Source organism: Streptomyces alboniger (genome assembly GCF_008704395.1).
Classification (GTDB): Bacteria; Actinomycetota; Actinomycetes; order Streptomycetales; family Streptomycetaceae; genus Streptomyces; species Streptomyces alboniger.
On the sequence record NZ_CP023695.1, the window covers coordinates 5,489,975 to 5,507,156 of the forward strand.

A 17,182-nucleotide genomic window follows, 5' to 3' on the forward strand; every position below is an offset into this window, starting at 1 on the left:
GGGGCTTTCCTGTGCCACTTTCCTGCCTCCCGGTCCCACCTTCCTGCTTCCTGCGTACGCGAACTTGAGCGAGTGCTCAAACAGTTGTACCGTCCACTTGAGCAGTCGCTCAAGAAGGCGCTGACGTGGGGGTTCAGGGTGAGCCTGTATATCGAGGCACGGATACGTGCCGATCTCGACGACCTGTGGGAGCGCACCCAGGAGCCGGGCTCGCACCAGCGCTGGGACCTGCGCTTCACCGAGATCGCCTACCTGCCGTGCCGGGAGGGCGAGCAGCAGCACTTCCGGTACGCCACGCGCGTACTGCCCTTCCTCACGATCGCCGGCACCGGCGTCAGCGCGGGGGAGAGGCGGCGCCCCGACGGCACGCGGACGTCCGCCCTGCGCTTCGCCTCGCCCCACCCGCTCTCCCTCCTCGAAGAGGGCAGCGGCTACTGGCGCTACGTACCCGCGCCCGACGGCGACGGCATCCGCTTCCTCACCGGATACGACTACCGGCCGCGCTGGGGCCGCTTCGGCGCGCTCGCCGACCGCGCGTTCCTCCGCCCGCTGATGGGCTGGGCCACCGCCTGGTCGTTCGACCGCCTCAGACTCTGGCTGGAGCGGGACATCACCCCCGAACGCGCCCTGGTGAACGCCCTCGCGGAGGTCGTCCTGCGCGTGCTGTGCGTGGCGGCAGCCGTCCTCTTCCTCCCCGTGACGGCCCTCGCGGCCGCCGCGCTCGCGCTGATCCTGCCGCCGCTGCCCACCACCCCGGCCGCCCGCCGCTGCCTGCGCACCCCACCGGCACGCGCGCGTGCCCCGCGCATCCTGTCCACCCCCGCCACCGCCACGGAGCCGCAGCCATGACCTCGATCTTCGAAACCGTGATGGGCGCCGACTTCCGCCGGCTCCACCCGCAGCTCCGGCGTCGCTTCTCCGTCGGTCTGGAGAGCGGCGAGGCCTGCACCGGGCGGGGCGTGATGGACCGGATCTGGCACGGCCGGGGCTTCGTGAAGCCGTTCCTCGCGGTCGGCGGAACCCGCAACATCCTCGTCCCGCGCCAGGGCCGCGACGTCCCCTTCGTGATCGAGAACGTGCCGTACGCCGACACGTACGGCCGTGAGACGGTGACCTTCGTGCGCACCTTCGACCTGCCCGGCGGGCCCCGCCGATTCGACGCCCAGATGGTCCTGAGCCCCAAGGGTGACCGCGTGCTCGACTACCTCGGCACGCACCAGCACCTCGCCAGCGACCTGCACTTCCGGGCGGAGCCCGACGGCTCGCTCGTGATCCGCTCCGGAGAGCACCGGTTCCGGGAGGGGCCGGTGGACTGCCGCGTTCCCTCGCTGATCGGCGGCGATGCCGAGGTGCGCGAGTCCTACGACGATGACGCGGGGTGCTTCCGCATCCGGGTCCGCGTCGTCAACCGGCGCTTCGGGCCGCTCTTCGGGTACGAGGGGTCCTTCCGGGCGACGTATACGGACGTCCGTACGTGCGGGGTGCGGGCCGGGCTGCGGCCCGTTCGCGAGGAGGCGCGGGCGTGAGCGCCGCCAAGGACCCCGACAAGGGGCGGGAGACGCGCGAGAAGCTTCTCGACGGTGCGCTGCGGACGCTCACGGAGCAGGGCATCGCCAAGACGTCGGCGCGCAGCATCGCCGCCGCCGCGGGGGTCAACCAGGCGCTGGTCTTCTACCACTTCGGTTCCGTCGACGAACTGCTCGCGGCGGCGTGCCGGTACGGGACCGAGCAGCGCGTGGCCCTCTACCGCGACCGCCTCGCCGGGATCGGCTCCCTCTCCGAACTGCTCGCCTTCGGGCGGGAGATGCACGAGGAGGAGCGGGAGGCCGGGCACGTGGCGGTCCTCGGGCAGTTGCTCGCGGGCGCGCAGACGCAGCCTCGGCTCGCGGCGGCGACCGCGGCGGGGCTCGCGCTCTGGGTCGAGGAGATCGAGAAGGTTCTGGCGCGGGTCCTTGCGGCGTCTCCGCTCGGGGAGTTCACGGATGTCGTGGGACTTGCCCGGGCGGTGGCGGCGTCCTTCGTGGGGCTGGAGCTGTACGAAGGGGTCGACCCCGTCGGCACCGAGCGGGCGCTCGCGTCGCTGGAGCAGCTGTCCCTCCTGGTGGGTGCGGTCGAGGACCTCGGCCCCCTCGCGCAGCGGGCGGTCCGCCATCGGCTCCGCCGGTCTTCCCGGCCCTGAGCCGGCGCCTTCGCCCCCGTGCCGCGGCTTGCCGCTTGGCTGGTGTCCTCGCCTCGCGACGCGGGGGCCCTGGCCCGCCGCTCCGCGGCGGATGTCTCCCACCCACCCGTTTGCCCGGCACCGGCCTGCTGGGTAGGGGCGGTCGTTCACCGCGCTGGGTCTGCTGGGTGGCACCGGTCCGCAGCCGCCGTCGAGACCGGAGGGGACGTGGCGGTATGTCCGCCCGGAGCACAGTGGAGCAGCTCCGGCACAGCGAAAAGGCGCCGACGCCAAGATGGCGAGGACGGACATACCGCCGCGGCCCCGCCCCACCGACGAGCCAGGCGCGACCCCGGCCCCCACCCGCACTTCACGACACGGCCCACTCCCACCCCACCCACACGCCCCCACCCACACGCCCCCCACCCCCGCAACCCCCCGCCCCAAAACCCCTCGCACGGACGTACCCGGTTCGACACGCCGACGAAAACCCCCTTTTGTGGGGGTATCGGCTCGTTCGATTCACCAGAACACTGGAGGGCGCTGTGCGGCAGCCGGAGGGCTACGACTACGACACCCACAGCACGCTCGCCGGACCGCTCACCGAGCCACACGGCGGCAAGGACGGCAAGGACGGCAAGAGCGGCAAAAACGGCGGCGCAGGCGGCTATCGGGTCCAGTACCGCAAGCTGCTCTCCTCCGAGCCCCACCGAATACGCGCCGTGCTCCTGATGACGCTGGCCCCGATACTCACCGGGCTCCTGCTCGTCTACCTCGTGTGGCCCACGCACTGGACCGAACGCGAGGGCGGCGAACGCTGGCTCATCGGACTCGACGTCACGATGCTCGCGGCGATCGGCCTGATCGAACTCTTCATGCTGGTCAACGTCATATCGATCGCACACGCGACGATGGTCGCGAGGGACCCGGTCCCGGTGTACCCGGAGAAGGGCACCCGCGTCGCCTTCCTCACCACGTACGTGCCCGGCAAGGAGCCCCTCTCCATGGTCCGGGCCACCCTCGAAGGGGCCGTCCGGATACACCACACGGGCCCCCTGGACGTATGGCTCCTGGACGAGGGGAACGACCCCGACGCCAAGGCGCTCTGCGAAGAACTCGGCGTCCGGCACTTCACGCGCCTCGGCGTCCCGGAGTGGAACCGCGCGAAGGGCCCGCACAAGGCCCGCACCAAGCACGGCAACTACAACGCCTGGCTGGCGATGCACCACGCGGAGTACGACTTCTTCGCCTCCGTCGACACGGACCACGTCCCGCTCCCCAACTTCCTGGAGCGGATGATGGGGTACTTCCGTGACCCGGACATCGCGTTCGTGGTCGGACCGCAGGTCTACGGGAACTACACCACCCCCGTCACCAAGGCCGCCGAGTCCCAGCAGTTCCTCTTCCACGCGCTGATCCAGCGAGCGGGCAACCGCTACCGCGCGCCCATGTTCGTCGGCACCAACAACGTCGTACGCATCAAGGCGCTCACGCAGATAGGCGGCCTGTACGACTCGATCACCGAGGACATGGCGACCGGCTTCGAGCTGCACCGCCGCCGCAACCCCGCCACCCAGCAGCACTGGCGCTCGGTCTACACCCCCGACGTGCTGGCCGTCGGCGAGGGACCGGCCTCCTGGACGGACTTCTTCACCCAGCAGATGCGCTGGTCGCGCGGCACGTACGAGACGCTGTTCAAGCAGTACTGGAAGGCGCCGTTCACGATGCCGCCCGGGCGCCTGTTCTCGTACACGATGATGCTCGTGTACTACCCGATGACGGCGGTCAACTGGCTGCTCGGCATCCTCAGCTGCGTCCTCTTCCTGTGGTTCGGCGCGTCCGGCACGCAGGTGGCGGCCTCCGTGTGGCTGATGCTCTACAGCGACGCGGCCGCCCTCCAGATCGGCCTCTACCTCTGGAACCGCCGCCACAACGTCTCCCCGCACGAGCCCGAGGGCTCCGGAGGCCTCGCGGGCATGGCGATGTCGGCGCTCTCCGCCCCCATCTACGCCAAGTCCCTCGGCGCGGCCGTCGTCCGCCGCCCGAGCCGCTTCGTGGTCACGCCGAAGGGCGGCGACGCCAGCCCGGACCGGCTGCTGACCTTCCGCATCCACCTCTTCTGGGCGGCGATACTCGCCTCCTCCCTGATCGCCTCCTTCGTGCTCGGCCACACCCACGTGGCGATGCGCACCTGGGCCGTCCTCGCGATGGCCATCTCGCTGGCCCCGGTCGCGGTGTGGACCTTCACCCTCGCCACGGAGCGCAGAACGGCCCGCCAGACGGCACGGGAGCGGCGCGCGGCCGGGCAGTCCGCCCCGGACGCGGAGGGCGAGCCGGAGCCCGCCTTCGCCACCGGCACGACGACAGGAGGGAACTGACCCATGGCACCCATGGCCTACCGACCCTCGCGGCGTACGAGGAAGACACTCATCGGAGTCGGCGCGGGCGCCCTGCTCGTCGGCCTGAACGCCCCCGCCGCGCTCTCCTTCGCCGAGGAGCAGTACTACGAGTACAAGATCTCCCGGCCCGGCTACAAGGCGAAGTACGGCTCCTGGAAGCAGGTCGACATCCCCAAGGAGTTCCGCACCAACGCCATCCACGCCGCACTTCTGCACACCGGCAAGGTGCTGATCGTCGCGGGCTCGGGCAACGAACAGAAGAAGTTCGACGCGGGGTCGTTCGACACGGTCCTGTGGGACCCGGTGCGGAACACCTTCAAGAGGATCGACACCCCCGAGGACTTCTTCTGCGCCGGGCACGCCCAGCTCCCCGACGGGCGGCTCCTGGTCGCGGGCGGCACCGCGCGCTACGAACTGCTCGACGGCGAGGTCGAGCGGGCCGGCGGTGGCATGCGGGTCAAGAACGAGAACCCCGACAAGGCCATCATCCTCAAGAAGGGCACCAAGTTCCGCTCGCCGTCCGGCATCGAGTACGTCAGCAAGTTCGACGTCGAGGTGCCGAAGGCCAAGCGGGACTACGAGATCACGTACTCCAAGGCCGGCGCGATGCAGCCCTGGAAGACGAAGGTCAAGGCGAGCGAGGCACGGGTCTTCGTCGAGGCGCTGGAGCCGGGCCCCCAGTCGGTCAACGACAAGCAGGCGCAGTACGAGATCGAGGGCCTGACCGGTGACGAGGCCGACAACACGTACGGCATCGCCGAGAAGATCGACATGGAGAAGCAGGACTTCCAGGGCATCAAGGCCGCGTACGAGTTCGACCCGAGGGCCGAGCGGTACGTCCCCGTCGACCCGATGAAGAAGGCCCGCTGGTACCCGACGCTGGTCGGCCTCGAGGACGGCAAGGTGCTCGCCGTTTCCGGTCTCGACGACGTCGGCGTCATCGACCCCGGCGACAACGAGATCTACGACCCGAAAACGAAGAAGTGGACCGACGGCCCCAAGCGGTACTTCCCGACCTACCCCGCGCTCTTCCTCACCAAGGGCGGCAAGCTCTTCTACCCCGCGTCCAACGCCGGTTACGGACCGGCGGACAAGGGTCGCGAGCCGGGCCTGTGGGACCTGAGGACGAACAAGTTCGAGAAGGTCCCCGGGCTGACCGACGTCGACCAGACCGAGACGTCCGCGTCGGTGCTGCTGCCGCCCGCGCAGGACCAGAAGGTGATGATCCTGGGCGGCGGGGGAGTGGGCGAGTCGGACAAGGCGACGCGCCGCACCGCCGTGATCGACCTCAAGGAGGCCAACCCGTCCTTCAAGACCGGGCCCCAGCTCCCGGAGGGCACCCGCTACCTGAACAGCGTGATCATGCCGGACGACTCGGTGTTCACCTCCAACGGCTCCTCCGACTACCGGGGCCGCGGCGCCAGCAACATCCTCAAGGCGCAGTTCTACGACCCCAAGCAGAACGTCTTCCGCGCGGCCGCGGCGCCCAAGGTGGGCCGCAACTACCACTCCGAGGCGCTGCTCCTGCCCGACGGCCGGGTCGTCACCTTCGGCTCGGACCCGCTCTTCGACAACGAGCAGAACACCAAGCTCGGCCACTTCGAGCAGCGCATGGAGATCTTCACCCCGCCCGCGCTGCACAAGGGCGGCAAGACCCGCCCGGTCCTCGGCGAGGGCCCGGAGCAGCTGGCGGCGGACGGCCGTGCGACGTTCCGCACCGACCGCCCCGAGAACATCGTCTCGGCCCGTCTGATGCGGCCCAGCGCGGTGACGCACACCACGGACGTCGAGCAGCGTTCGATCGCGCTGGGGCTGACCAAGGGCAAGGGGGCGGTGACGGTGGACGTCCCCCAGCGGGACGCGGCGCTGGTCCCGCCCGGCTGGTACATGCTCTTCGTCACGGACAGGGACGGCACGTCCTCGCAGGCCAAGTGGATCCACGTGGGCCAGGAGTGACCCGGGCGGACCCGGGCCTCACGCCGCCTTCGCGTTGCGCGCGAGGCCCAGGGCGTAGTCCGGCCACCACTGCCCCGCCGCCGGGCCGCCCCGGCACGGGCCGTCCGAGTCGCCCGGGCGCTTGATCCACAGGACGGCGTCGACGAGCGGGTCGCCCGTGCGGTCGGTGGGCGGGGTGCCGAGGCCCCGGCCCGGCGGGTTGCACCAGGCGTCCTGCCGGTCGCCCGCCAGCGGGCCCTTGCCGTTGCGGCTGGTGTCCATCACGAAGTGCTTGCCGCCGACCGTCGCCGACAGCGTGCGGCCGTACTTCTTGATGACCTCGTCGCTCTGGAAGTTCGAGACGTTCAGCGAGAAGCCGTCGGCCCGCGCGATGCCCGCCTGGCGCAGCGGTTCGGAGAGCTTGTCCGCGTCCGTGATCCAGCCGGGGTTCCCCGCGTCGAGGTACACCTTCACCTTCGGCTGCCGCTTGAACCGCTGGATCGCCTCGGAGAGCAGCTGGTAGCGGTCGGCGTGGTACTCGGCCGGGGTGCAGCCGTCCACGATGTGCGGGATGGCGTCGGGTTCCAGGATGACCACGGCGGGGGCGCTGCCGATCGTGTCGGCGAAGGTGTCCACCCAGTTCCGGTAGTAGTCGGCGTTGTTCGCGCCGCCCGCGGAGTGCTGGCCGCAGTCGCGGTGCGGGATGTTGTACGCCACGAGCACCGCCGTGCGGCCCTCCTTCTCCGCACCGGCGGTCGCCGCCCTGACGTCGGCCGCGGGGTCGTCCCCGGCCGGCCACACGGCCAGCGGCTGTTCGGAGATCCGCTTGAGCGTCTCGGCGTCCTGGGCGCGGCCCTGCGCCTCCCACTCCTTGACCTGGCGGGCGGCGGGGCTGTCGGGGTCGACCCAGAACGTGTTGGGCGGGGCCTTCGCGGCGGCGGTCGAGGGACCGGAGGCTGCGCCCGCGCCCTTGGTCCTGGCGGGGCCGGCCTCGGACCCGGACCCCGACGAGCAGCCCGCCGTGAGCCCGAGGGCGGTGAGAGCCGCGAGTGCCGTGAACGTGCGGAGCAGCCGGTGCATCCAGACCCCTTGGGCGACGGTGACGGTCAGTCAGCCCGGCAATCGTTGCATATAGGGCGAATCATCCTCCTGTGCGACACCGGGGGCGCTGTGCGCGGCGGGCCGACCGGGGGCGTTCAGGGAACGTACGCCCGAATTGCGAGACGGGGCTGACCACCATATGACCGGCGGGTAAGGTCTTTGGCGTGCCGAAGCCGCTCAGCCTCCCCTTCGATCCCATCGCCCGCGCCGACGAGCTCTGGAAGCAGCGCTGGGGATCGGTCCCGGCCATGGGTGCGATCACCTCGATCATGCGCGCGCACCAGATCCTGCTCGCCGAGGTCGACGCGGTCGTCAAGCCGTACGGGCTGACCTTCGCGCGCTACGAGGCGCTGGTGCTGCTCACCTTCTCGCAGGCCGGTGAGCTGCCGATGTCCAAGATCGGCGAGCGGCTGATGGTGCATCCCACGTCCGTGACCAACACCGTCGACCGGCTCGTGAGGTCCGGCCTCGTCGACAAGCGCCCGAACCCCAACGACGGCCGGGGCACGCTCGCGTCCATCACGGAGAAGGGCCGCGAGGTCGTCGAGGCGGCCACGCGCGAGCTGATGGCGATGGACTTCGGGCTCGGGGTGTACGACGCGGAGGAGTGCGGGGAGATCTTCGCGATGCTGCGGCCCCTGCGGATCGCCGCGCAGGACTTCGAGGAGAAGTAGAGGCCTCCGTTCCGCTCGGGCGGGGGCGGCGAAGATCACGCGAGACGGGCCGTTACGCTCGTAGGCATGAAGCGAAGCGTGCTGACCCGCTACCGGGTGATGGCCTATGTCACCGCCGTCATGTTGCTCGTGCTGTGCGCCTGCATGGTGTTCAAGTACGGCTTCGACAAGGGCGAGGGTCTGACGCTCGTCGTGTCGCAGGTGCACGGCGTGCTCTACATCATCTACCTGATCTTCGCCTTCGACCTGGGCTCCAAGGCGAAGTGGCCGTTCGGCAAGCTGCTGTGGGTGCTGGTCTCCGGCACGATCCCGACGGCCGCGTTCTTCGTCGAGCGCAAGGTCGCCCGTGACGTCGAGCCGCTGATCACCGACGGCTCCCCGGTCACCGCGAAGGCGTAACACCTGCCGCCGTACGCATTCGTACGGCGGTCAGCCATCGACTTTTACTAGGACGTCCTAGTAAATTCGAAGGTATGGACGCTGACGCGATCGAGGAAGGCCGCCGCCGCTGGCAGGCCCGTTACGACAAGGCCCGCAAGCGCGACGCGGACTTCACCACGCTCTCCGGCGACCCGGTCGACCCCGTCTACGGGCCGCGCCCCGGGGACACGTACGACGGGTTCGAGCGGATCGGCTGGCCCGGGGAGTACCCCTTCACGCGCGGGCTCTACGCCACCGGATACCGGGGCAGGACCTGGACCATCCGCCAGTTCGCCGGCTTCGGCAACGCCGAGCAGACGAACGAGCGCTACAAGATGATCCTGGCCAACGGCGGCGGCGGCCTCTCCGTGGCCTTCGACATGCCCACCCTCATGGGCCGCGACTCCGACGACCCCCGCTCGCTCGGTGAGGTCGGGCACTGCGGCGTGGCCATCGACTCCGCCGCCGACATGGAGGTCCTCTTCAAGGACATCCCGCTCGGCGACGTGACGACCTCCATGACGATCAGCGGCCCCGCCGTGCCCGTCTTCTGCATGTACCTGGTCGCCGCCGAGCGCCAGGGCGTCGACCCGGGCGTTCTGAACGGCACGCTCCAGACCGACATCTTCAAGGAGTACATCGCGCAGAAGGAGTGGCTCTTCCAGCCCGAGCCGCACCTGCGCCTCATCGGCGACCTGATGGAGCACTGCGCGCGCGACATCCCCGCGTACAAGCCGCTCTCGGTCTCCGGCTACCACATCCGCGAGGCCGGGGCGACGGCCGCGCAGGAGCTGGCGTACACCCTCGCGGACGGCTTCGGTTACGTGGAGCTGGGGCTCAGCCGGGGCCTCGACGTCGACGTCTTCGCGCCCGGCCTCTCCTTCTTCTTCGACGCCCACGTCGACTTCTTCGAGGAGATCGCGAAGTTCCGCGCAGCGCGTCGCATCTGGGCCCGCTGGCTGCGCGAGGAGTACGGCGCCAAGACCGACAAGGCCCAGTGGCTGCGCTTCCACACGCAGACCGCGGGTGTCTCCCTCACCGCCCAGCAGCCGTACAACAACGTCGTGCGTACGGCCGTCGAGGCCCTCGCCGCGGTGCTCGGCGGCACCAACTCGCTGCACACCAACGCCCTCGACGAGACCCTCGCCCTGCCCAGCGAGCAGGCCGCCGAGATCGCGCTGCGCACGCAGCAGGTCCTCATGGAGGAGACCGGCGTCGCCAACGTGGCGGACCCGCTGGGCGGCTCCTGGTACATCGAGCAGCTCACCGACCGCATCGAGGCCGAGGCGGAGAAGATCTTCGCGCAGATCAAGGAGCGGGGACGGCGTGCCCGCCCCGACGGGCAGCACCCGATCGGGCCGATCACCTCGGGCATCCTGCGGGGCATCGAGGACGGCTGGTTCACCGGTGAGATCGCCGAGTCCGCCTTCCAGTACCAGCAGTCCTTGGAGAAGGGCGACAAGCGGGTCGTCGGCGTCAACTGCCACGAGGGTTCCGTCACCGGGGACCTGGAGATCCTGCGGGTCAGCCACGAGGTGGAGCGGGAGCAGGTCCGGGAGCTGGGGGCGCGCAAGGCCGGGCGGGACGAGGCCCGGGTGCGGTCCTGCCTCGACGCGATGCTCGCTGCCGCGCGGGACGGCTCGAACATGATCGCCCCCATGCTGGAGGCGGTCCGCGCCGAGGCGACCCTCGGGGAGATCTGCGGGGTGCTTCGCGATGAGTGGGGGGTCTACGTGGAGCCGCCGGGGTTCTAGTAGGCGCTGCGTCCGCGGGTCCGCCGTGGCCGCTCGCGCAGTTCCCACCGGGCCGGGGAAACCGCACGATCCGCCATCTAGCGTGCGGGCAGCGTGAGGCGGAACAGCGCGCCGCCGCCCGGTGCCCGTTCCGCCGTCAGCTCCGCCCCGTGCGCGTGGGCGATCTGGCGGGCCATCGCGAGGCCCAGGCCCGAGCCCGGCAGCGCGCGGGCCTTCTCGGCGCGGTAGAAGCGGTCGAAGACGTACGGCAGGTCCTCCTCGGCGATGCCGGGGCCGTGGTCGCGCACGGTCAGGTCCGTGGCCGAAAGGGTCAGCTCGACGGGCGTGCCCGGCGGGCTGAACTTGGCCGCGTTGTCGAGGAGGTTGGTGAGCAGCCGGGACAGCCGCGCCGGTACGCCGGGGACACTGAGGTGTGCCGCGTCCGGCGAGATCTGGAGCGTGAAGGGCACCGCGGGCCAGTGGCCGCGCGCCGCGTCCACCGCGTGGGCGGCCAGTTCGGCCGGCCGCACCTCTTCCAGGAGGGGCTGCGGCTCCTCCTCCCTGGCCAGCTCGATCAAGTCGTTGACCAGGCCGGTGACTTCGCGCAGCTGGCGGCCGAGCGCGCCCGACGCCCGCTCGCGCTGAGTCCGCGTCAGGCGGTCGGCCTGGGCGAGGAGTTCGGCGTTCGTGCGCAGTGCGGTCAGCGGGGTGCGCAGCTCGTGGGAGGCGTCGGCGACCAGACGGCGGCGGGCCGTGACGGATTCCTCCAGCTCGGCGAGCATCGTGTTGAAGGCGGCGGCGAGGCGCGTGACCTCATCCTGGCGGCCCGGGTGGCCCTCGCGGCCCGGCGGCCCGGGTGGCAGCTCGATGCGGTGCCGGGCGTCACGGGTGGCCGCGATGCGCTCCGCCGTGGCGGTGAGCCGGGTGATCGGGGCGAGGCCGGTGCGCGAGACCCAGTAGCCGCCGATCGCGGAGAGCAGGACGCCCGCGCCGCCCACCGCGAGGAGCAGTGCCGCGGCCTGGCGCACGCCGCGCTCGGCGATGTCGGCCCGCAGGGCCACCTGCACGGCGTCGCCCTCGCCGAAGGTGGTGGTGTACATCCGCCCCGGCTTCCCGCCGGGCAGCGTGAAGTTCGTGTAGTACGGCGCCTGTCGACCCGCGGCGACCGCACGGGTCGACCCCGCGACGGGCAGCAGATACGGCTTCGCCGGGTCCTTCGCCGAGTCCGCGGGGACGATCTGCGAGCAGGCGGGCGCGCCGAGGAACCGGCACTCGCCCGTCACCACGCCGGGGCCCTCGTCGCGGTGCTGCTGGGCGATGAGGGTCGCCGACTGGGCGAGGTTCTGGTCCAGTTGCTGGTACAGCTTGTAGCGGATCACGAAGAACGCGGCGGCGCACACCCCGAGCGCCACCAGCGCGACGGCGGCCGCGGCCATCACCGCGAGGCGGGTGCGCAGCGGCCTGCGGCGCCGCCAGCGCGCGCCGAGCCCGCGCCGGCCGCTCACGGGGAGCCCAGCCGGTAGCCGACGCCGTGCACGGTGTGGACGAGCCGCGGTTCGCCGCCCGACTCCAGCTTGCGGCGCAGATAACCGACGTACACGGCAAGGGAGTTGGAGTCGGGCCCGAAGTCGCGGCCCCACACCGCCCGCTGGATCAGCTCGCGCGGCAGGACCTGCCCGGCATTGCGCATCAGCAGTTCGAGGAGGACGGCCTCCGTGCGGCTGAACTCGACGCGCCGCTCGCCCCGGCGGCCGGTGCGGGTGGCGGGATCCAGGACCAGATCGCCGTACGAGAGGTCGTCGGCGTCGCTCGTGGGCCGCTCCGGGGTCGCGCGCCGCAGCAGCGCCCGCACGCGGGCCACCAGCTCGTCCAGGGCGAAGGGCTTGACGAGATAGTCGTCGGCGCCCGCGTCCAGGCCGTCCACGCGCTCGCTCACCGAGTCCAGGGCGGTCAGTACGAGTACGGGCGTCCGGTCACCGGCCGCCCGCAGCTGGCGGCAGACGGCGAGGCCGTCCATGACCGGCATCAGCACGTCCAGGACCACCAGGTCCGGCTCCCAGCGGGCCACCGCCGTCAGCGCGCGGTGACCGTCGGCCGCGCCGCGCACCAGATGGCCCTCGATCGTCAGGGCGTCCTCGACGGCGGCGCGGACCTCGGGGTCGTCGTCCACGACGAGGATCCTGTGCGGCGCAGGCCCGTCCGCGCCCGGCGGCCCGCCCCTGCTGGTCACGCTCGTGAAGCTCATGGGTCAAAGGTGCCAAACGCGGCTCTTAAAACCCTCTTAGACCCTCTCGTGATGCTCCATTGCCATGCGAACCTCTCACTCCGGCCGCGCCGCGGCCCCGGGGCACTCCCGCCTCTCCGTCGTGATCGGCGCGGGCGGCACGGGCGGGCACATCTATCCGGGCCTCGCCCTCGCCGACGCGCTGCGCCGGGCCGTGCCGGGCGCGGTGATCTCCTTCGTCGGCACCGAGCGGGGCCTGGAGACGCGGCTCATACCGGACGCCGGGTACCGCCTGCACACCGTCGACATGATCCCCTTCGACCCGTCGCTCGGGGCCCGCCGCTATCTGCTGCCCGCCGCGCTGGTGAGGTCCGGGGCCCAGTGCCGGACCATCCTGCGCGAACAGGGCGCGCAGGTCGCCGTCGGGATGGGCGGCTATCCGAGCGCCCCCGTCATCGTCGGCGCCCGCATGGCGGGCCTGCCGAGCCTCATCCACGAGTCCAACGCCGTGCCGGGCCGCGCCAACCGGTTCGCCGCCCGGCTCACCTCGAACATCGCGGTCGCCTTCGACCGCAGCCGCGCCCATCTGCCGGGCGGCGAACGCGCGTACACCACCGGCATGCCGATCGCCGCCGCGCTGGCCGCGCTCGACCGGACCGCGCTGCGTGACGAGGCGCGGCGCGCGCTCGGCGTACCGGCCGGGGCCCGCATGATCCTCTTCAACGGCGGCAGCCTGGGAGCGGCACGGCTGACCGAGGCGGCGGCCGGGCTCGCGGAGCGGTGGCGGGGGCGTGACGACGTACACCTCCTGATCAAGACCGGTCCCGCGGCCCTTGAGGAGACCCGGGCGCGGCTCGCGTCCACGGGCGGCGACGCGATCGCCCGAGCCGTCCCCTATCTCGACCGCATGGACCTCTCCTACGCCGCCGCGGACCTCGTCGTCTGCCGTGCCGGTTCCGCGACCGTCGCCGAGCTGGCCTCGACCGGGGTGCCCGCCGTCCTCGTGCCCTATCCGCACGCGCCCGGCGACCACCAGACCCACAACGCGCGCGTGCTCTCCGACGCGGGCGCCGGTCTGCTGCTGCCCGACGCCGAGACCACCGCCGACCGGCTCGCGGCCCTGGTCGGGCCGCTGCTCGCCGACCCCGCGCGGCTCGCCGCGATGAGCGGCGCGGCGGATCCGGGGCCGCATGCCCACGCCGCCGACCTGCTGGCCGAACGGGTCCTTCGACTCACCCCCACCACACCTCACCTGGAGTTCGCGTGAACACGTCCCCCTCTTCCTTCTCCTGGCAGGACCGCACGGTCCTGGTCACCGGAGCCGAGGGCTTCATCGGCTCGACGCTCGTCGACCTGCTGCTCGCGGAGGGCGCGAAGGTCCGCGCCCTCGTGCACTACAAGCCGTACGCGGAGAAGGGGCACCTCGCGCATCTCCTCGGTGATCCGCGGGTCGAGATGATCGCGGGCGACGTGCGGGACGCGGGGCGCGTGATGGATGCGGTCGCCGGGTGCGACACGGTGTTCCATCTGGCCGCGCTCATCGGCATCCCGTACTCGTACGACTCCCCGGGCGCGTACGTCCAGACGAACGTCGTCGGCACGGAGAACGTCGCGGAGGCGTGCCGGCGGCACTCCGTGCGGCGGCTCGTCCACACGTCCACCAGTGAGGTGTACGGGACGGCCCTGACAGCGCCGATCGCGGAGTCCCACCCGCTCCAGCCGCAGTCGCCGTACTCGGCGTCGAAGATCGGCGCCGACATGATGGCGCTGTCGCACTGGCACGCCTTCGAACTGCCGGTGACGGTGGTGCGCCCCTTCAACACGTACGGTCCGCGGCAGTCGGCCCGTGCCGTGATCCCCACGATTCTCGCCCAACTGCACGCGGGGGCGCGGGAGATCAAGCTGGGCTCGCTGACGCCCACGCGGGACTTCACGTACGTGACGGACACGGCACGGGGCTTCATGGCGCTCGCGGTGTGCGACCGGGCGCTCGGGCACGCGGTCAATCTGGGGGTGGGCCGGGAGATCTCCATCGGTGACCTCGCGAAGGCGCTGATCGTGGCGTCGGGGCGGGAGGCGTCCGTGGTCGTCGACCCCGCGCGGCTGCGCCCCGCCGGGAGCGAGGTCGAGCGGCTTCTCTCGGACAACTCCCGGGCTCGGGAGTGGGCGGGGTGGGAGCCCCAGGTCACCCTCGGGGAGGGTTTGCGGCACACCTCGGCTTGGGTCGCCGAGAATCTGCGCCTGTTCGCGCCTGAGCGGTATCAGGTCTGAGTCGCGAGTGCGGGGTTGTGGGGGGCTGGGCGCGCAGTTCCCCGCGCCCCTTTCGGGGCGCCCCCGCGCCCGGCCTCACGCCTGCGCCGCTGCCGCCGCCAACCCCCCGAGCAGCAGCAGCGTGAAGCGGCGGGCCCACTCCTCGTCGATCGGCTCCGCGCTGACCAGGGCACGGTGGACCACCGCGCCGGCGATCACGTCGAAGATGAGGTCCGCCGTGTGGGCGGCGGCGGTCGCGTCCGGCTCGGTGGGCAGTTCGCCCCGCCGCTGCGCCCGCTCCCGCCCCGCGAGGACCAGGCGCTTCTGGCGGTCGACGATCGACGCGCGGATGCGGTCCCGCAGCGGCTCGTCCGTCGTGGACTCGGCGACCACCGCCATGAGCGCCGTCTTCGTCTCGGGACGGCCGAGCAGCAGCGCGAACTGAAGGACCACGCCCTCGATGTCGGCGGCCAGGCTGCCCCGGTCGGGCAGTTCCAGCTCGTCGAAGAGTTCCGCCACCGCGTCCACGACCAGTTCGCTCTTGCCCGCCCAGCGCCGGTACAGGGTGGTCTTGGCGACCCCCGCGCGTGTGGCGACGGCGCCGAGCGTCAGCTTGGACCAGCCCAGTTCGACGAGGCCCTGCCGGGTCGCCTCCAGGATCGCGGCGTCGGCGGTCGCGCTGCGCGGGCGACCTCCGGTGCGGGGAGCTGGGGGAGTGGTCGGCGTGCGGCTCTGCATGGCCGCGACCATACCGGTCGGTACGGAGCGGGGCCGGGGACCCCCGCGTACCACTGAGTGAGGGAGATCACCGGCGGCGGCTGTTCAAGTCCGGCGCGCGGAAGTTACGCTACGACCCGTAGCGAAAGTCTCCGGGCGGAAGCCGGGAGCGTCGCCACCAGAGTGACAACCACGCAGCACGACCGGCAAGGGGTGGGGACCCCGCGCCAACCGACGGTCCTCCTCGGGACCTTGGACCGTGCCCCCTGTGGCCCCGCAATCCGGCGGGGGGCCGCGGACGGGCGTGGTTCCCGCACGGCTTGGGGGAGGATGTACTCATGCAGCCACGGAACATGTCCATGAGCGGTGTCGTCGACCTCGCCGCGGTGAAGGCGGCCCAGGAGGCCAAGGCGAAGGCGGAGCAGGCGCGCGCCGAAGCGGCTCGGCAGGGCGGGAGCACGGCGGGCGCCGCGGTGTCTCCGTCGAGCCTGGTCATCGATGTCGACGAGGCCGGCTTCGAGCGCGAGGTCCTCCAGCGCTCCACCGAGGTCCCGGTCGTCATCGACTTCTGGGCCGAGTGGTGCGAGCCGTGCAAACAGCTGAGCCCCCTTCTTGAGCGGCTCGCGCAGGAGTACAACGGCCGTTTCCTCCTCGCCAAGATCGACGTCGACGCGAACCAGATGCTGATGCAGCAGTTCGGTGTCCAGGGGATCCCGGCGGTCTTCGCGGTGGTGGCCGGGCAGGCCCTGCCCCTCTTCCAGGGCGCGGCCCCCGAGGCGCAGATCCGCCAGACCCTCGACCAGCTGATCCAGGTCGGCGAGGAGCGCTTCGGCCTGACCGGCCTCGCGGTCGACGCCGGGGCCGAGGGGCAGCAGGCCGAAGCGGCGCCCGAGGTGCCCGCGGGTCCTTACGACGCCCTGCTCGAAGCGGCCGTACAGGCGCTGGACGCGGGTGACCTCCCCGGTGCCGTACAGGCGTACAAGAACGTGCTCAGCGACGACCCGGCCAACACCGAGGCCAAGCTCGGCCTCGCCCAGGCCGAACTGCTCCAGCGCGTCCAGAACCTCGACCCGCAGCAGGTCCGCAAGGACGCCGCCGAGAAGCCGGCGGACGTGGCGGCGCAGATCGCGGCGGCCGACCTGGACCTGGTGGGCGGTCACGTCGAGGACGCCTTCGGGCGGCTCATCGACACGGTGCGGCGCACGGCGGGCGACGACCGCGACGCCGCCCGGGTGCGGCTGCTCGAACTCTTCGAGGTGGTGGGCGCGGACGACCCGCGCGTGACCTCGGCGCGCACGCAGCTCGCCCGGGTGCTCTTCTGACCCGTACGCCCTCTTTCCGGCCGGTCCGCCCACCGGCCCTCCGGCTCACCGGACCCTGAACACCGGGACTGGTGATGCCTGAGTGAAAACTCTGCTCCCCTGACGCGACGGTGGCCGTGGTTTGCCAAAAATTGGCAAACGCGGCCACTGTTACTTGGAGTAAGAGATGGGCGGCCATCTGGGCGCTTTCGCCCCTTCATATGCCGTTCTGCTCACGGCCGTTGAGCCACCGTCCGTGCCCGACCGATG

General features: G+C 71.6%; 15 protein-coding genes. 11 read left to right on the forward strand and 4 right to left on the reverse strand.

What is annotated here, in order from left to right:
- The first annotated feature begins 138 nt into the window (after positions 1–138).
- From CP975_RS24675 to glxA, 5 genes are all read left to right on the forward strand, one after another.
- Entirely contained in the window at positions 139–849 is a 711-nt protein-coding gene (locus tag CP975_RS24675) for a hypothetical protein (RefSeq protein WP_055535278.1), read from the forward strand.
- Complete coding sequence (locus tag CP975_RS24680; protein ID WP_055535274.1) at positions 846–1,526, forward strand: DUF4166 domain-containing protein; 681 nt, start codon at positions 846–848, stop codon at positions 1,524–1,526. The genes CP975_RS24675 and CP975_RS24680 overlap by 4 nt, the downstream gene beginning before the upstream one ends.
- Positions 1,523–2,179: a TetR/AcrR family transcriptional regulator gene (locus CP975_RS24685; RefSeq protein WP_055535276.1), complete on the forward strand. Its 657-nt coding sequence runs from the start codon at positions 1,523–1,525 to the stop codon at positions 2,177–2,179. The genes CP975_RS24680 and CP975_RS24685 overlap by 4 nt, the downstream gene beginning before the upstream one ends.
- A gap of 524 nt (positions 2,180–2,703) precedes the next feature.
- Positions 2,704–4,536 carry a glycosyltransferase family 2 protein gene (locus CP975_RS24690; protein WP_055528673.1) on the forward strand — a complete coding sequence of 611 codons (1,833 nt, stop codon included), beginning with the start codon at positions 2,704–2,706 and terminating at the stop codon, positions 4,534–4,536.
- 12 nt (positions 4,537–4,548) lie between these two features.
- Positions 4,549–6,513 carry a radical copper oxidase GlxA gene (gene glxA / locus CP975_RS24695; RefSeq protein WP_055528712.1) on the forward strand — a complete coding sequence of 655 codons (1,965 nt, stop codon included), beginning with the start codon at positions 4,549–4,551 and terminating at the stop codon, positions 6,511–6,513.
- A gap of 18 nt (positions 6,514–6,531) precedes the next feature.
- Here the strand turns inward: glxA and CP975_RS24700 are convergent, their stop codons facing one another.
- Positions 6,532–7,572 carry a glycoside hydrolase family 6 protein gene (locus CP975_RS24700; RefSeq protein WP_055528674.1) on the reverse strand — a complete coding sequence of 347 codons (1,041 nt, stop codon included), beginning with the start codon at positions 7,570–7,572 and terminating at the stop codon, positions 6,532–6,534.
- Between the two features lie 185 nt (positions 7,573–7,757).
- Between CP975_RS24700 and CP975_RS24705 the strand changes: the two genes are divergently transcribed.
- From CP975_RS24705 to icmA, 3 genes are all read left to right on the forward strand, one after another.
- Positions 7,758–8,267, forward strand: a complete 510-nt coding sequence (locus tag CP975_RS24705) for a MarR family winged helix-turn-helix transcriptional regulator (RefSeq protein WP_030789443.1) — start codon at positions 7,758–7,760, stop codon at positions 8,265–8,267.
- Positions 8,268–8,333: 66 nt separating this feature from the next.
- On the forward strand, positions 8,334–8,666 hold the full coding sequence (locus CP975_RS24710; RefSeq protein ID WP_055528675.1) for a DUF3817 domain-containing protein: 333 nt from the start codon (positions 8,334–8,336) through the stop codon (positions 8,664–8,666).
- Between the two features lie 74 nt (positions 8,667–8,740).
- The gene (gene icmA, locus CP975_RS24715) at positions 8,741–10,441 is read left to right on the forward strand and encodes a coenzyme B12-dependent isobutyryl-CoA mutase large subunit (protein WP_055528676.1); all 1,701 of its coding nucleotides are present in this window, start codon (positions 8,741–8,743) and stop codon (positions 10,439–10,441) included.
- Positions 10,442–10,518: 77 nt separating this feature from the next.
- Here icmA and CP975_RS24720 read toward each other — a convergent pair whose 3' ends face one another.
- Together CP975_RS24720 and CP975_RS24725 are read right to left on the reverse strand one after the other, a co-directional pair.
- Positions 10,519–11,925 (reverse strand): sensor histidine kinase, encoded by a 1,407-nt coding sequence (locus tag CP975_RS24720; RefSeq protein ID WP_055528678.1) that lies wholly within the window; start codon positions 11,923–11,925, stop codon positions 10,519–10,521.
- Complete coding sequence (locus CP975_RS24725) at positions 11,922–12,665, reverse strand: response regulator transcription factor (protein ID WP_150477354.1); 744 nt, start codon at positions 12,663–12,665, stop codon at positions 11,922–11,924. The genes CP975_RS24720 and CP975_RS24725 overlap by 4 nt, the downstream gene beginning before the upstream one ends.
- 64 nt (positions 12,666–12,729) lie before the next feature.
- Here CP975_RS24725 and CP975_RS24730 point away from each other — a divergent pair, with 64 nt between their 5' ends.
- Positions 12,730–13,911 carry a UDP-N-acetylglucosamine--N-acetylmuramyl-(pentapeptide) pyrophosphoryl-undecaprenol N-acetylglucosamine transferase gene (locus CP975_RS24730; RefSeq protein ID WP_055528679.1) on the forward strand — a complete coding sequence of 394 codons (1,182 nt, stop codon included), beginning with the start codon at positions 12,730–12,732 and terminating at the stop codon, positions 13,909–13,911.
- The gene (locus CP975_RS24735) at positions 13,908–14,915 is read left to right on the forward strand and encodes an SDR family NAD(P)-dependent oxidoreductase (RefSeq protein ID WP_055528681.1); all 1,008 of its coding nucleotides are present in this window, start codon (positions 13,908–13,910) and stop codon (positions 14,913–14,915) included. Before CP975_RS24730 ends, CP975_RS24735 begins: the two co-directional genes overlap by 4 nt.
- A gap of 75 nt (positions 14,916–14,990) precedes the next feature.
- On the opposite strand, the gene CP975_RS24740 is transcribed toward CP975_RS24735, so the two are convergent.
- Positions 14,991–15,632 carry a TetR/AcrR family transcriptional regulator gene (locus CP975_RS24740; protein WP_055528714.1) on the reverse strand — a complete coding sequence of 214 codons (642 nt, stop codon included), beginning with the start codon at positions 15,630–15,632 and terminating at the stop codon, positions 14,991–14,993.
- A 317-nt stretch (positions 15,633–15,949) separates the two neighbouring features.
- Between CP975_RS24740 and CP975_RS24745 the strand changes: the two genes are divergently transcribed.
- A complete protein-coding gene (locus CP975_RS24745) occupies positions 15,950–16,933 on the forward strand; it encodes a tetratricopeptide repeat protein (protein WP_055528682.1) in 984 nt (327 codons plus the stop codon).
- Positions 16,934–17,182 lie beyond the last annotated feature (249 nt).

Coding starts and splice junctions, on each gene's coding strand:
- CP975_RS24680 (WP_055535274.1), top strand. CDS start 846: ATGACCTCGATCTTCGAAACCGTGATGGGCGCCGACTTCCGCCGGCTC.
- glxA (WP_055528712.1), top strand. CDS start 4,549: ATGGCCTACCGACCCTCGCGGCGTACGAGGAAGACACTCATCGGAGTC.
- CP975_RS24700 (WP_055528674.1), bottom strand. CDS start 7,572: ATGCACCGGCTGCTCCGCACGTTCACGGCACTCGCGGCTCTCACCGCC.
- CP975_RS24710 (WP_055528675.1), top strand. CDS start 8,334: ATGAAGCGAAGCGTGCTGACCCGCTACCGGGTGATGGCCTATGTCACC.
- icmA (WP_055528676.1), top strand. CDS start 8,741: ATGGACGCTGACGCGATCGAGGAAGGCCGCCGCCGCTGGCAGGCCCGT.
- CP975_RS24725 (WP_150477354.1), bottom strand. CDS start 12,665: ATGAGCTTCACGAGCGTGACCAGCAGGGGCGGGCCGCCGGGCGCGGAC.
- CP975_RS24730 (WP_055528679.1), top strand. CDS start 12,730: ATGCGAACCTCTCACTCCGGCCGCGCCGCGGCCCCGGGGCACTCCCGC.
- CP975_RS24740 (WP_055528714.1), bottom strand. CDS start 15,632: ATGCAGAGCCGCACGCCGACCACTCCCCCAGCTCCCCGCACCGGAGGT.
- CP975_RS24745 (WP_055528682.1), top strand. CDS start 15,950: ATGCAGCCACGGAACATGTCCATGAGCGGTGTCGTCGACCTCGCCGCG.